The 14588-nt window shown below is 69.3% G+C and carries 11 protein-coding genes and 1 other RNA gene; 6 read left to right on the top strand and 6 right to left on the bottom strand.

Features of this window, described 5'->3' with window-relative positions; all coding sequences use genetic code 11:
- Positions 1–69: 69 nt before the first annotated feature.
- The 3 genes from JJ691_RS33275 to ssrA all read left to right on the top strand — a co-directional run bounded on the left by JJ691_RS33275 (position 70) and on the right by ssrA (position 2460).
- On the top strand, positions 70–951 hold the full coding sequence (locus JJ691_RS33275; RefSeq protein ID WP_249227176.1) for an amidohydrolase family protein: 882 nt from the start codon (positions 70–72) through the stop codon (positions 949–951).
- Positions 952–1173: 222 nt separating this feature from the next.
- Positions 1174–2028 carry a DMT family transporter gene (locus tag JJ691_RS33270; RefSeq protein ID WP_249227175.1) on the top strand — a complete coding sequence of 285 codons (855 nt, stop codon included), beginning with the start codon at positions 1174–1176 and terminating at the stop codon, positions 2026–2028.
- A 58-nt stretch (positions 2029–2086) separates the two neighbouring features.
- Positions 2087–2460, top strand: a transfer-messenger RNA (tmRNA) gene (ssrA, locus tag JJ691_RS33265).
- Between the two features lie 372 nt (positions 2461–2832).
- Here the strand turns inward: ssrA and JJ691_RS33260 are convergent.
- Positions 2833–3324 carry a CAP domain-containing protein gene (locus JJ691_RS33260; RefSeq protein ID WP_211763534.1) on the bottom strand — a complete coding sequence of 164 codons (492 nt, stop codon included), beginning with the start codon at positions 3322–3324 and terminating at the stop codon, positions 2833–2835.
- Positions 3325–3963: 639 nt separating this feature from the next.
- Here JJ691_RS33260 and JJ691_RS33255 point away from each other — a divergent pair.
- Positions 3964–5568 carry a helix-turn-helix transcriptional regulator gene (locus tag JJ691_RS33255; protein ID WP_211763533.1) on the top strand — a complete coding sequence of 535 codons (1605 nt, stop codon included), beginning with the start codon at positions 3964–3966 and terminating at the stop codon, positions 5566–5568.
- 22 nt (positions 5569–5590) lie between these two features.
- Here JJ691_RS33255 and JJ691_RS33250 read toward each other — a convergent pair whose 3' ends face one another.
- The gene (locus JJ691_RS33250) at positions 5591–6532 is read right to left on the bottom strand and encodes a Dyp-type peroxidase (protein ID WP_249227174.1); all 942 of its coding nucleotides are present in this window, start codon (positions 6530–6532) and stop codon (positions 5591–5593) included.
- Positions 6533–6807: 275 nt separating this feature from the next.
- Here JJ691_RS33250 and JJ691_RS33245 point away from each other — a divergent pair, with 275 nt between their 5' ends.
- Complete coding sequence (locus JJ691_RS33245; protein WP_249227173.1) at positions 6808–8151, top strand: right-handed parallel beta-helix repeat-containing protein; 1344 nt, start codon at positions 6808–6810, stop codon at positions 8149–8151.
- A 7-nt stretch (positions 8152–8158) separates the two neighbouring features.
- On the opposite strand, the gene JJ691_RS33240 is transcribed toward JJ691_RS33245, so the two are convergent.
- Entirely contained in the window at positions 8159–8869 is a 711-nt protein-coding gene (locus JJ691_RS33240) for a hypothetical protein (protein WP_249227172.1), read from the bottom strand.
- 306 nt (positions 8870–9175) lie between these two features.
- Here JJ691_RS33240 and JJ691_RS33235 point away from each other — a divergent pair, with 306 nt between their 5' ends.
- The gene (locus JJ691_RS33235; RefSeq protein WP_211763531.1) at positions 9176–11617 is read left to right on the top strand and encodes an SdrD B-like domain-containing protein; all 2442 of its coding nucleotides are present in this window, start codon (positions 9176–9178) and stop codon (positions 11615–11617) included.
- A gap of 121 nt (positions 11618–11738) precedes the next feature.
- Here JJ691_RS33235 and JJ691_RS33230 read toward each other — a convergent pair whose 3' ends face one another.
- Genes JJ691_RS33230 through JJ691_RS33220 form a run of 3 tightly spaced genes read right to left on the bottom strand, consistent with a single transcriptional unit; the run spans position 11739 to position 14548 of the window.
- Positions 11739–12383, bottom strand: coding sequence for an NUDIX hydrolase (locus tag JJ691_RS33230; protein WP_211763530.1), 645 nt, complete (start codon positions 12381–12383; stop codon positions 11739–11741).
- Positions 12384–12389: 6 nt separating this feature from the next.
- On the bottom strand, positions 12390–13634 hold the full coding sequence (locus JJ691_RS33225; protein ID WP_211763529.1) for an adenylosuccinate synthetase: 1245 nt from the start codon (positions 13632–13634) through the stop codon (positions 12390–12392).
- Between the two features lie 2 nt (positions 13635–13636).
- Positions 13637–14548 (bottom strand): hypothetical protein, encoded by a 912-nt coding sequence (locus tag JJ691_RS33220; protein WP_249227171.1) that lies wholly within the window; start codon positions 14546–14548, stop codon positions 13637–13639.
- Positions 14549–14588: the final 40 nt, after the last annotated feature.

The raw sequence follows: 14588 nt of genomic DNA, 5'->3' as shown, positions 1-14588 counted from the left end.
CCTCCGGCGGGGCGGGCTCGGCCCCTTTGGGGCCGAGCCGTCTCTTGTGTCGGCGGTGGAGGGGGCGGCGTGCTGGGGGATGACAGTGAGATCGCCGGGTGGGTCCGTTCGCTGGGCCTGCCCGGTTTGATCGATCTGCACGTGCACTTCCTGCCCACGCGGGTGATGGACAAGGTCTGGGCCTACTTCGACGACGCCGCCGTCCACTATGGCGTGGAGTGGCCGATCCACTACCGACTGCCCGAGGCCGAACGGCTGGCCGTGCTGAAGTCGTTCGGGGTAAAGGGTTTCGCGCCGCTGGTGTACCCGCACAAGCCGGGCATGGGGGAGTGGCTCACGCAGTGGGCGATGGAGTTCGGCTCCTCGACGCCCGGGGCCGTGCCGACCGCGACGCTGTATCCGGAGCCGGGGGTCGCCGAGTACCTGGGGGCCGCGGTCGCGGCCGGCGCGCGGTGCGTGAAGGCGCACGTGCAGGTCGGCTCCTACGATCCGCGGGATCCGCTGCTGGAACCGGCGTGGGGGCTGCTGGCTGAGGCCGGGGTGCCGGTGGTGATTCACTGTGGGCACGGGCCGGTGCCGGGGGAGTACACCGGGCTCAAGCTGTTCGAGCAGGTGCTGATGAGGCATCCGCGGCTGGTGGCCGTGCTCGCGCACGCCGGCATGCCCGAGTTCGACGAGGCGCTGCGGCTCGCGGCGTCGTATGAAACCGTTTTTCTGGACACCACCATGGTGGGCACGCCGTTCTCGCAGCGGATGTCGCCGCTGCCGGCCGACTGGTCGGCGCGGCTGGCCGACCTCGGCGACCGGGTGGCGCTGGGCACCGACTTCCCGAACATCCCGTACGACTACGCGACGCAGCTGCGGGCCATCGAGTCGTGGGGGCTGGGCGAGGACTTCCTGCGGCGGGTGCTGCACGACACCCCGGCCCGGCTGCTCGGCCTCGGGGCGTAGAGAAGCCCCCGTCCGGTCTAGACCTGGGGGTGAACGGGGGCCTCGGGTGGGGCCGCCGATGCGGGAGTGGACGGCCTCACTGTGAAGGACAGTTTTTGGGCCCAACTCTGACGCGTCGCCGTCGGATTCACTCGAATGGCCTAGTAAAGGTGTGATCTGTCCGGCAGGTGGGTAAGGATTCCGTAAATACCCCGGTTGTTGGATGATGTGACCGTGGGATCGATGGTGTTTGCGCTGGTGGCGGCGCTGGGATACGGGCTGAGCGACTTCGTCGGCGGGCTCGCCTCCCGCCGAACCCACGTGTTGCGTGTCGTGCTCCTCACCTACCCCGTCGGCCTGGCCGGACTGCTGCTCGTCGCCCCGCTCGCCGGCGGCCAGCTAGGTGGCTACGACCTGCTCATCGCCATGATCGGCGGGGCCGCCAACGGGCTGGCCATCATCTGGTTCTACAGCGCCCTGGCCACCGGGCCCATGAACGTCGTCTCCCCGCTCACCGCGCTCCTCGTCGCCGGCCTGCCTCTCATCTTCGGCCTCGTCACCGGCGAACAACTCGGCGCCATCGCCATCGGCGGCGCCCTGCTCGCCGTCTTCGCCGTCGTCCTCGTCAGCCGCGAAGAACGCACCGCCGTCGACGAAGCCGGCCCCGTCCGCTTCACCGCCCGCGTCGGCTGGCTCACCATCGGCTCCGGCGCCGCCTTCGCCGTCTACTTCGTGCTGCTCGACCGACTGCCCCACGACAGCGGCCTCTGGCCGCTGGTCGTCTCCCGCGGCACCGCCACCGCCCTCGTGCTCGCCGCCGCCCTCGCCGCCGGCCAATTCCGCATGCCGGAACGCTCCGCCGTCGCCCTGTCCCTCACCGCCGGCCTGCTCGACGCCGTCTGCAACACCGCGTTCCTGCTCGCCCTCCGCACCGGACTACTCGCCGTCGTCAGCGTCCTGACCTCGCTATACCCCGCCGCCACCGTGCTCATGGCCCGCATCGTCCTCGGCGAACGCACCGGCCGCGTCCAACGCGTCGGCCTCGCCCTCGCCGCGATCTCAGTCACCCTCATCGCCGGCGGCTCCGCCCTCGCGTGAACCGGGATGAACCGCGAGCTCGGAGACGTTATGCTTACCGGTGACAGACCCACGACCAGGGGGTGAACGGTTTCGACTTTGTGCGTTGAGTCAGGGGAAGCGTGTAGGTGCAGGCGAGAGACCACCTTGAGCGTCGCCGCAAAAAAATAAGCGCCAAGACTAACAGTCGCGCTGACTTCGCTCTCGCTGCCTGAGCAGCCTGAGTGAGTCTGTCGGCCCGGGAGCGCCTCCGACCCGGTAGCCGGCATCAGCTAGGAGGCTAAACCGCAGAACCCGGTCGCGGGGGACTGCGGGACAACCACAGCGACTGGGCCCGTCACACCGTCTCGTCCGCGTGAACGGTGGGGCCGAGTAGAGACACAGTGGACTGCACACGGAGAAGCCCTGATGAGGCGACAGAGGACCCGGGTTCGATTCCCGGCACCTCCACTCATGGACGGCTCGTGCTCGCGGAGAGCACGAGCCGTTTTTCGTTCCGGCTACCTAGTGGGGCTCGCGCCCCACACCCCCAGGCAGGGCGGGCTTCGCCCCCCTGCACCTCCCTTCGGGCTCGGCTGCGCCATCGCCCACGGGGCGCGCCCTGCGCTCAGGCGGGAGGGCTTCGCGTCGCTACACCTCCCTTCGGGCTCGGCTGCGCCATCGCCGCCGGGGGGCGCGCCAACGCCGTTCAGCAATGCCCGTGGGTGCCCCGGGTGGACTTCACGCCAAGATCAGAAACTGTGAATTTCCCCTGGGGCGGAACCTGCAAAGGGGCTACTGGCGGCGCATACCGGTCACCGAGCCATATTTGCCGCCGAACGGCTCCTACCGGCTACCGAAGTTCTGCGTCCAGTACACGCCGTAGGTGCTGTTGGGATTCGTTGCGTACCCCACGCCGATGTCCTTCAGCGCGCAGTTCAGGATGTTCGCGCGGTGGCCCGGGCTGCCCATCCACCAGGCGACGGCCGCTTCCGGCGTCCGCTGCCCGGCTGCGACGTTCTCGGCCAGCGCCCACCAGCCGGTGTAGCCGGCACGTTCGACTCTGACCTCCACCGTGCTGCCGTCGGAACCTATGTGACCCATGAAGTTGTGTGTCGCCATGTCCTGGGAGTGGCCCTGCGCCGCCTGGTTGAGCTCGGTCACGACGTTCAGTGGCGCGCACCCGGCCCGCTGCCGCTCGGCGTTGGTCAACCGCACCACGTCGTCCTGGGCGGTCTTGACCGACGCCCCGGCCGGGGGTGTGGCGAACAGGCCGGCCGCCAGCACCGACCCCACCACGGCGACCTGGATCAGCGCAATCCTCCCCAATCGTCCCATCACTGGAATCTCCTTAGGAATCTCCTTCGCGTGTCGGAATCTGCAAGGTTATGCCAAGGTTGGAACCTTTAAAGGGGCCAGTAATGGCGCAAACTGGTCACCTGTCCACATTTGCCACTGAAATGCGGCGGGGTTGCAAATATGGATCGTGCAGCTGTTGTTGATTGTGTCAAACGACTACACGGCTGTAGTTTCTAATCCGGTGGAATAACGAAACGAACCGTGGTGGATCGGCTGGATACTGATGCCCAGATTGTGACAGTTGGCGAAATATGCCGCCGCATGGCGGTCTGTGTTCCACCGAGGACGAACTGGCCGCGGCAACCCGGCGGCGGTTGCGGGCCGGGTCATCGAGGGCCAGCTGGGTCGCGCCCGAGCGCTCTCGCTGATGAGCGTCGGGGTAACTTTCAGCAACGGTGGCTTCGGCCATTCCTTGGTGGTCAGGTGGGCACGTTTGGTCATCGCGTCCACCCGTTGACCTGCATGGAGGCCAAGTTCACCCGGTTGTCGGACATGACGGCTACTGCGTCTGCGTGCCAAGTTGATGTCTTGGCCACGAGGAGTGAACGGGGCGGGACACCCGAACGCCTCCGCTTGAGAGCGAGATCCATCGGCCAGGCCTGGGGGAGGGCGGAGACGGTGCCGCACAGCACGCAGCCCGTTCGTGTCTCGGTGGCCGACTTGTCGGAAACACTGGCCAGGCTGGCCGACCAGCGCGACTGGGCCGGGCTCGAAGCCCTGTGTGACCAGCACATCCTGGTGGAGGGCGAACTCGCCGGTCGGCTGCTTCTCGTGCTGAGCCAGGTGCCGGACGAGGAGTTACGCGCTCGTCCCCGCCTGATGATCTCGTGGATCGGCGCCTACTACGCGGCGAACCAACCACATGCCGGCGAGCTTCGGCCGTACCTGCGCCACTACGCCGAGCTCGGTACCCGCCTGGTGGCGACGATGGACATCGCGGGCGAGACGTCGATCGCGGCACTCGTCACGGTCGGCACCGCGGCGATGATCGGGTTGCGCATGAAAGGCGAGTGCGCCGAGGCCGAGGAGTTGGGGCAGCGCCTGGCCAGCCGCGCCGCGCAGCTCAGCCCGCTGCCCGGCGTCGACCCGGTGCCGCGCCCCGGCTGGCTGGCCATGCAGCGAGGCCTGACCCGGTCGTTGATGGACGACTTTCCGGCTGCGGTCGCGTTGTACCGCCAGGCGTACGAGCACGCGACGGTCGAGCCGCCAACGGCGGCCACGGCCCTCAACGCGACGGCGAATCTCGCCATGATCTTCGGACATCTCGGTCACGGCGCCCTCGCGCGGCAGTGGCTGGACCGGATGCGGGACTTCGAATCGCCACACCAGCGGGTCCGGTTCCTGCTCACCGCGGGTGGGACGATCGCGCAGGGCTGGGACGCGTTGGACCGTTACGACGAGGCGACTCTCGCGACCTGCCTGGAGATCACCGGCGACGGCACGAAGCAACTGGAGGTCTGGCCCTTCGTGGCGGCGCTGGTGTTCGCGCGCGGGTTGTACCTCGGCGATCCGGCCGCGTCGCTGGCCCACCTGGGCGAGCTCCGGCTCAGTCACGCGCCCGCACTCGTCGAACAGGGCACCGCCGTCAGGGTGATGCGACGCGCCCACGTCGATCTGCTGATCGCCACCGGCCAGGCCACCCGCGCGCTCCGCGTGATCAAGGAAGCGGATCCGCAGACGTCGTGGCTGGCACTGCCCGCCGCCCGACTCCGCCTGCTCAACGGCGAGTACGAGGCTGTCCGCGCGATGGCTGCGCGCACGTCCTGGCACGAGACCACATCGCGCCGGGACGCCCGGCAGATGCTGCTGCTCCGGGCGATCGCCGCGCTGCGCATGGGTGACAAGGACGAGGCCCGCCAGGCAGGCGAGCTGGTCAGCCGCGTGCGCTCGCCCGATGACGTGCTTTCGCTCGCGTCGTTGTCGCCGGCTGATCGCGACGACCTGTTCCAGCTGGTCGACATTCCCCTGACGGACGAGGCGACATGGCGTCTGGCCGGTGCCCGGCCGGTGTTCCCGGAGCGCATCCGCCTGGTCGAGTTGACCAACCGCGAGCACGTCGTGCTCACCGAACTGGACGCCGGCCTGACCGTCGCGGAGGTCGCGCGCAAGCTCGTCGTGTCCGTCAACACCGTGCGCACGCAGGTGAAAAGCGCTTACCGCAAGCTCGACGCGTCCAGCCGGGAGGACGCGCTGATGCGGGCGTACGAACTCGGCGTGCTCTGACTGTCTACTATGGACTGATTGGTCAGTGGAACAGGGGGGCGCCGAGCTGACGTTGCTGGTCGAAACCGGGGAGTATCAGGAAGGTCGCGCTGGCTGTGGTGGTGGTGAAGCGCAGCAGCGCATCGGAATTGTCCATGTGGGTGAGGGTGCTGGTGAAGGTTCGCAGGTCGTTCTGGAAGCTGACGAACAGGAGACCGGGGACGGGTTCGTCGGTGCTGTAGGAGCGCCGGAGCATGAGCCCGACGCCGACCACGTTGGAGTGCGCCCGGCGGATATGGGCGTCTGCCGGAATGAGGTAGCGCCCGTCCGGTGTCTTGGCGCCGAGGTCCGGGTCCGAGGCGATGGCGCCACCGGAGAGCGGGACGCCGGTGACTCGGCGACGGCCGAAGACGGCCTCCTGGTCGCCGACCGACAGCGTGGCGAACCGCGGCAGGTCCAATTCCATCCGCCGCAGCACGGCGATGGTGCCGCCGGCGACCGGAGTCGGTCCGGCCAGCCACAGGTCTCGTTGTTGTTCGGCAGTCGTGTGCGGGCCCACGATGCCGTCGATGAAGCCGAACACGTTTCGTGGCGCGGTCCGGTCCTGGTCCACGGGAATGTTCGCGCCGCGGCGGCCGGACTGCCGCCAGCGTTCGTGCACACGGTCACCGGCTTGGCCCAGCAGCGCGGCGGCGACAACCGGGACAACCACGGCGTCGCTGGCACAGATCTGGATCAGGAGATCACCGCCACGTGCTTGCGGGGCGATCTGCTCGCGGGAGAACTCGGGGAGATCCGCCGCGCCCGGCAGGGACGGATCGACCATGCGCACCAGCCTGGGCCCCACCCCGATCGTCACGGTGAGATCGCCCGGCGGTAGACCCATCAGGCGCGCCTCGGTACCCGCGGCGAGAGCGCGGATGGTCTGGCCGAGTTCGGCCAGCAACGGGCCGACAGCCACGCCGTCGGCGACGTCGGCGATCACGGCCAACAGGTTGGGCTGGGCCGGTTGTGGGAGCGTGATGCCCGCCTGATAGCGACCCGTCGGGGACACCGGCGTGGCCGACGCAGGGGCATCGACCTGGCCCGACGGGGCGGAACGCGATTCGCACCCGGCGGTGAGGCCAACTGCTGCCATGGCACCAGTTACACCGAGAAAGGCACGACGTGACGGGTGGCGATCGGCTCGGCGCACGGGTCCGGAGAGTGCCATACCCGCCCTGCCGCAGGCGAATCCGGCATCCATGCCAGACTCGGGTCATGCCGCGTTTTGGTCTTCGCGTGATGGTCGCGGTGCTGGGCACGCTGACACTTGTGTTGAGCGGCTGTGGCGCCGGCGGTGACGGACCAGGCCAGGGCCGGCGACCGGCCGGTGCGCACGTGACGATCCGCGTGCCGGCGGACGCCCCGACGATCTCGGCCGCGGTGTCGCTGGCTCAGGCCGGTGATCTCGTGTTGGTCGCGCCGGGCGTTTACCACGAGTCGGTGAAGGTCACCACGGCCAACGTGACTCTTCGCGGCGAGTCCCGGGACAAGGTCATCATCGACGGACAGTTGCGGCAGGCGAACGGCATTGTCGTCGCCGCGCCCGGTGTGGCCGTGGAGAACCTGACCGTGGAGGAGAACACCCAGAACGGGATCCTGGTCACCGGCTCGGCGAAGGCGGCCACGGGACTGCCGGGGCAGAACGGCGGCTACGACACCGGCGACGAGCCCGTCACCTTCCTGAAGTCGTTCCTGGTCTCCTACGTCACCGCGACCCGCAACGGCCTGTACGGCATCTACGCGTTCTCGGCGCAGGACGGTGTTATCGAGCACTCGTACACCTCCGGCGGCGCGGACTCGGGGATCTACGTCGGCCAGTGCAAGCCGTGTCGGATCGTGGTGCGGGACAACATCGCCGAACTCAACGCGGTCGGCTACGAAGGCACCAACGCCAGCGGCGACATGTACGTGGTCGGCAACCGCCTTGTCGGCAACCGTGTTGGGCTCACCACCAACTCCGACCATCAGGAGAAGCTGCTCCCGCAGCAGGGAGCCGTCGTGGTCGGCAATCTGATCGCGGCCAACCAGCAGCCGTCGACGCCCGAGCAGGCCGACGGCGGGTGGGGCATCGGCATCGGCATCGACGGCGGCAGCGACAACCAGTTCCTCCGCAACCGCATCGCCGGCAATGTCAACGCGGGGCTGGTGATCACCGCGACCGCCGACCTGCCACCCAATGGCAACCAGATCGTGGACAACACCTTCGCCGGCAACGGTGTCGACGTGGGCTGGACATTCCCCGACGGCACGCAGGGGCGGGGCAACTGCCTGCGGGGTAACGACTTACGGGCGACGGCGCCCGCCGAGCTCGCCACGACCGCCGCCTGCCCAGTCCCGGCGCAGTCACCCACGCCGTCCGGCACCTGGACGATGCCGAAGGCGCCGGGCGGCATCCCGTTCACCGATGTGGCCGCTCCGGGCACACAACCGCAGTTTCCCAACGCCACCACCGCCGGCGCCACCGCTGTCCCGGCCGTCCCGGAACTGCCGGACACCGCGAGCATCCCGCTGCCGCCGGCGTCACTGCTCGCCGACGGCGCGCGGGTGCAGACGTCCTGAGCGGCGACTACCGCGTCGGACCGGCGCCGGGGACCGGCTGAACCGGAACGTATTTCTGAGTGTCGAAATCGATGACCACCGGCTGCGGCTCGGAAGCCACACCGGCCCGAACCCGGTACATGGCGCCGTCCGAGCCGATCCAGTAGCGCACGTCGCCCGCCGTCCCGGACACGGAATGGGTGTGCGGCCCGGTCATGACATCCACCTGATGGCCGGCCACCTGGTCCGGCCCGACCCAGGTGGCGCCGTTCTGGGGCAGCAGTTCGGCGTTGTCCGGCCGGTCGCTGCCGAGACTGAGCGCGATGGCCAGCGAACTGTCCAGCGAACTGCCGGACGACTGCAGCGGGCGGCTGAACCAGCCCGACCCGGGCGGCGATGCCGGGGCCGTCGCCGGGGTGTTCGCCATCGGATGGATGAGCACGGTGGTGGCCGTCCACTGGACCAACCCGTCGCTGGACGTGTCGCGGCCGGCGCCGTGCACCACGCCGTAACCGAGCTTGGCGCGATAGTCGACGGACCCCGTGATGACCAACCCGCCGGCGGTGCTCGGCACGGTGATCGTCACCGCGCGGCCGCCCGTCTGGTAGTTGCGGAACCGAGTGATCGCCAGTCGGTTCGCCTCGTCCGAGGTCAACGCCCGCGGGCCGGTGGGGCCTGAAACGCTGTCCAGGACCACGAACGCGGCCACCGCGGCGACTACGAGGCCGATGGCTGCCACAACCACCCAGCGTGGCCGCGGCCATCGGCGCCGGCCGGCCGCGCGCCGCGGGAGACGTTGCTGGGCTTTGCTGCTCCGCACGCGACCCGACGCTAACAGCTTCGCCGATTCACCCCCTGAATCACCCTGCCGAGGCGTCAACGTGATGAGGACTTCTGGTTGGCTGTGTCGGTTCGTGGTCACTTTTCGTGCCCGGCGTGCCAGCGGGGACCACGGGCAGACGGGGGTTGGTGCTCACATGACAAGGGGACAGCGATAGCTATGAGCCGAGCCGGCAGAGGATTGAGCCGGGGAGCCGTGACGCGCATGGGCAGGCTGGCACGGCTGGGGTTATCCGGCCTGTTGCTGGTAGCCAGCGCCACTGTGGCGGCTGGACCGGCGGCCGCGTCGACCGCCGACGGCACACTGACCGTGCAGGTGCTGCGGGACTTCTTCGGCACCGGCGTGATCAACGCGACCATGGACGTGCCGCAGCGGGGCATGAACGTCGACGTCGCCGACCCTGGCGGCCATCACGTCGCGGGCGTCACGGACGCCACCGGAAAGGTCGTGGTGTCGCCGTCGGCGCAGCTGACCGGTGGCCTGTACCGCGTCGATGTCACCGTCCCGGCGGCCTACAGCAACCACTTGCGGGCGGCGCCGGCCTCGACCGCGACGAATCATTTCGACAGTTTCACCACGTTCGTGGACGTGTCGGGCGGCAAGAACGCCTCGGTGATCACCGGGGTCTGGGACGCGGCCGACTACGCGCTGCCGGATTCGCGGTATTTCGTGCCGGTCCAGAATGGTGCTGGTGGGACGGACACCCGGGCATTGGTGGCGTTCGGGACGAAGACCCGGGGTATCTGCCCAGACGAGGTGGCGTGCCCGGCCGCGCTCGACACGCAAGCCCAGGTGGGCACGACGTTCGGGCTGGCCTACGACAAGGACCGGCGGCGGCTGTTCCAGAGCGAGTTCGCCCGGCGGTTCACCCAGTATGGGCCGGATGGCGGCGACGCGATCTACACCGTGCCCGCCGACGGTGGAGGCGCGCCGACCCTGTTCGCGAAGGTGCCGGGCGCCGCGGTGACGCCGCACGACACCGCCAACCTGAACAAGGACGCTGGGTTCACCAATGCGCCGGGCAAGGAGAGCATCGGTGGCCTGGCCCTGTCGGAGGACGGCTCGACGCTGTACGCGGTGAACCTGCTGACCCGGACGCTGGTGAGCTACGACGCGACCGGGACCACCGCGTTATTGCCCAAAGCGACGGTACCGATCCCGGACCCGGGTTGCGCGGCGTCCACCGACTGGCGGCCGTTCGCTGTCTCCACGCACGACAACACGCTCTACGTCGGTGGCGTGTGTTCCGCGGAGAGCACGCAGAAGCGCGAAGACCTGAAGGCTGTTGTCTACATCTATGACGGCACGCGATTCAGCGCGGTGCTGACCCAGCCGCTAGGTTTCGAGCGCGGTTACGTCTACCCCGGCCCGGTTGGCGAGACCAAGGACAATCACTGGAACCCGTGGAACATCAAGCTGTCGGACTGGGACGATTTCCGCCTGAACGGTGGCAACACCATGGTCGACCCGCAGCCGGAGCTGTCCAGCCTGGCCTTCACCCGGGACGGCTCGATGATCCTCGGTTTCCGCGACCGGTTCATGGACGTCATCAGTTCGGGTGGGCTGGACCCTCGGCCGGGCAACAGCACCGCGGAAGCTGGCATGTCCGGTGGTGACATCAACATGGCCTGCGCCAACCCCGCCGGTGGATATTCGTGGGAAGGCACCGGAAGCTGCCCGAACCACGCGACCTCCGCGACCACCGGCGGCGAGAGCGCTGGCGTCGTCGAATACTTCCCGGGCGACTTCCTGCCGAACCACGGCACACCCGCGCCGCACCAGGAAACCGCGCTGGGGGCGGTGGCCTATATCCCGCAGCAGCAATCGGTCATAAGCACGGAGTTCGACCCGTCCGGCCCGGTCACCACCTCCGGAACCGGCTACTACGACGTCAAGACCGGCGCGGGCCCCGGTAACAACCCGGCCGCCAACGCCTACCAGTTCGTCTCTCCCAACCAGAACGGGTTCGGTAAGGCCGGTGGACTCGGCGACATCGCCTACGAGGCGGCGAACGCGCCGATCCAGATCGGCAACGTGGTGTGGTTCGACGGCGACCACAACGGGATCCAGGATCCCGGGCAGGTGCTGCTGCCGGGCGCGACGATCAACCTGTTGGACGCCAACGGCAAGCAGGTCGCCACGACCAAGACCGATGCCGCCGGCGAGTACTACTTCGGCGGTGTCGGCGCGGCCTACCAGCTGACACCTGGCGCGAAGTACACGGTGCAGTTCGACGTGTGCACCGCGAACACCAGCAAGGTTCCGGACCAGCCGCCCGCGACCGAGCTGCGGTTCACGCTCCCGCTGGCCGGCAGCGACCGGGCACATGACTCCAACGTGGTCCCGCCGACCACCGGGGAACTGTGCAACGGATACGCACCTGTCACAGCACCGGCCAACCCCGGAGGCGTTGACCACACGATCGACGCCGGCGTGTACATCCCCCAGGCGCCGCCCACCACGACGCCGCCGACATCGGCGCCGCCGACGACGGCACCGACCCAGCCGACCGGCACACACACGGGTCCGCTGGCCTACACCGGTGTTTCCGGCCTGCCGTGGCTGATCGTCCTCGGTGTGCTGGTCGTCGGTGCGGGCGCGGCACTGGTGTTCGTGAGCCGGAAACGCCGCGCCAGGCGAGGCTGACAAACAGGTGGTCTGCCCGCCCGAGATCCGCCAGTCGTGCGGGCGGGCAGACCACGTCTTCCGGTGGACGACGCGGCTCCGCGAAGCTTCGCGGAGCCGCGTTTCGCCTTGTCCGCTGCTATTACGTCCAGGTCCAGATTGCGGCGGGGCGGCCGGTGGAGTGGTGGCGGACGCGTTGGTCGGTGCGGGAGAGCGTGGGGATGCTGGCCATGAGGCGGTTGAGGTTGGCGGGGTTGGGGGGATCGCGGCGCAGGGCGGCGGTGGCGGCGACAGCGCGGGTGGCGGAGAAGGAGTCGCCGAGCAGGGCGCGGGTGAAGGTGAGGTCGGACCAGAGCTTGGCGGCGAGCAGCGGACGGCAGTCGGCGACGATGCGGTCATGGTCGAAGGCCAAGGCAGGGACGGCGGACAGGGGAGCCCAGTCGGCAGTGGACTCGACCGGGGCGCAGACGGCCCACATGGCGATGGAGAGAGTGGGACCGCGAGGGTCGCGGTTGGGCTCGTCGAAAGTGATGAGCTGACCGACGGCGCGGATGGCCGAGGCGGGAACGCCGAGTTTGGTGGTGACGGCGCGATGGGCGTCGTCGGCGAGGCGGGCGCCGCGGGTCAGGAGGACACCGGGGAGGGCGAGCCGGCCGAGGAAGGGCTGGGCCTTCCGGTGCGTGATGCCGAGGTGGACGGTCTCGTCATCAGGCCAGAAGCGAAGGGCCAGCACGTCGAGCGAAACGGCCGACTGGGGCGGGACGGAAGAGTCAGTCTCGGGCGGCACGAAGAACTATCCTGCCGCACCCGCGACGGCGGCGGGAACGCGGTCGGCGCGGGAAGGGCCATGGGCGGTCAGGGCGACGGGCGTGTGGAGCAAGGAGCCGATGGCGTGGACGGGGTCGGCGGGTAGGTCCTCCAGGACCGGGCGGGCCGAGCTGAGGATGCGGGTGAGGTGTTCCTGGTACGCGAGGTCCTGCCACGGGCCGCAGCGCAGGGCGTCGACGACGCCGTTGTCGGTGAGGTAGGCGGCGGCGGAACGCACCCCGGACCGCTGGTCGAGGTGGGTGACGGAGAGCCCGTCGACGCCACCGCAGGCCTCGATGGCGTACCGCAACAAGATGGGGTCGAAATGGCCGACCCGGAAGGCGCCCTGGTACTCGCCGGTGGAGTTGTGGGGCTCGGGCAAGGCCAGGGTCGGATCCTCGGTGGGGAAAGGGCCGGCGCCGTGGCGGGTCAGGTAGGTGCGGGTCACGCCGAGCACATACGGATGCGCGCCAAGGCTCTCGACCATCCCGCGGGCATAGCGAGGCTCCACAGTGGACCAAGTGGTGTGGGGATGCAGGCCACGCCACTCGTCGAGCAGAACGCCTTGTGCGCCTTCGAAGACCAGTCGGCCGTGGGCGGCGAAGCGGGCGAGTGTGTCGGGGCCGACGATGCGGACGGCGGCGGCGAACTCCCGGTAGAGGGTGACCAGTTCGGCGATTGATCCGATGCGGTCGCCGATCAGCGGGGCGTAGTGCTTGGCCAGATCGTCCAGCAGTCGGGTGAGCTGACGAGGGTCGCGGCAGTCGGCGACCGTTGGTGCACGGTGGTTGAGGGCGTAGTCGGCGGTCTCGCCGATGCCCAGGCCGCACGAGCCATGGCGGGCAGCGCCCCGGGCGTCCTCCCGCGCCCGGTTCGCCGCCACGTGGATGGGGGTGGTGAGCAACGCGTCGCCGTCAATGCGCAGCAGCGCCAAGGGATCGGCGACGCCGAGCCTGGCCAGCGCGACCGATTCCGCGGCCAGCGCGATCGGCTCAACCAGCATGTGCCGCGACAAGAGTGTTGGCACGCCGGCGAAAGTGCCGGAGCCGAACTGGGCGAAGCGGTGGTGCCGGCCGTCGGCGACGACGTTGTGCGCGGCCTGCGCGCCGCCGTTGAACCGCACCACCGCGCTCACGGACCCGTTGGCGCACAACCAGTCCACGGTCGCGCCCTTGCCGGCGTCGCCGAACCCGAGGTCGACGACGACCACGTGCTGATCCCCGAGAAGCATGCTCAGACCCGCGTCGCCAAGGCGCGGCGGACCGCGGCGGCCTCGGCGTGCGAGCCGACGTCGCGCAGGTCGGCCAGCCCGTCGCCGACGTCGATGCGGCCCTCGCCGACGCCGACCACCAGGGCGATCAGCTCGCACACCGCGCCCGGATCCTCCAGGCGCAGGAACCGCTCGCCGAGCAGCGACGCCCAGTGCGCGGCGATCTCCGGGTCGTTGTAGTAGCTCGACTGCTTGGGCAGCACGTAGAAGACGTTCCACCGCGCGGCCAGCTCGCGGTACACCGAGGCGACGGAGATGTCCTCGCGCACGTTGTCGCCGATGACCCCGCGGATGTGCCGCCCGGCCAGTCGCGGCTTGTTGAGCTCGTCGCCGATCAGGAACAGGTAGCCCTTCTTGCCGCGCTTGTCCCAGGCGTCGGTCGCCACGTGGCGGACCATGAAGTAGGCGGCCAGCTCGTAGCTCTCCGACTTCTGCCCGCCGCCGCCTCCCTCCAGCAGAATCTGGCGCAGCTGCTCGTCCATGCGGTTGTCCGACTCGAACTGGCCGACCTGCAGCGGCACCCGGTCGCTGTCGGCGTCGCCGATGCCGCCGAACAGGATCTGCGGGTCGTCGGCGTATCCCTTGCTGCGCAACAGACCGTGCAGCCGGCCGAGCTTGCTCTGCATGATCCGCGGCACCGCCCCCATCGACCCGGTGACGTCGAACAGCACCGCGATCGGCAGTGAGCTGGCGTGGTCCGCGCTGTCCCGGCTCTCCCGGAACGCGTCCCGGGGGTCCAGCGCCGGGTGCGCCCGCCACGTCGAACAGTCCTGGTCACGCAGGTCCGCGGTGTAGCCGAAGTCGTCGATCCCCCGACTGGCGCGGAACGTCCGCGCCGCCTGGAAGGCGTTGTCGTCCCAGTGGCCGTACCCCATCGCTTGCTCCCCTCCGGTCGTCGGATCAGCACCCCCCGTC

Origin of the sequence: Kutzneria sp. CA-103260 (assembly GCF_018263855.1) — a bacterium.
Lineage (GTDB): Bacteria > Actinomycetota > Actinomycetes > Mycobacteriales > Pseudonocardiaceae > Kutzneria.
This window is presented reverse-complemented; position numbering and strand designations above follow the sequence as displayed.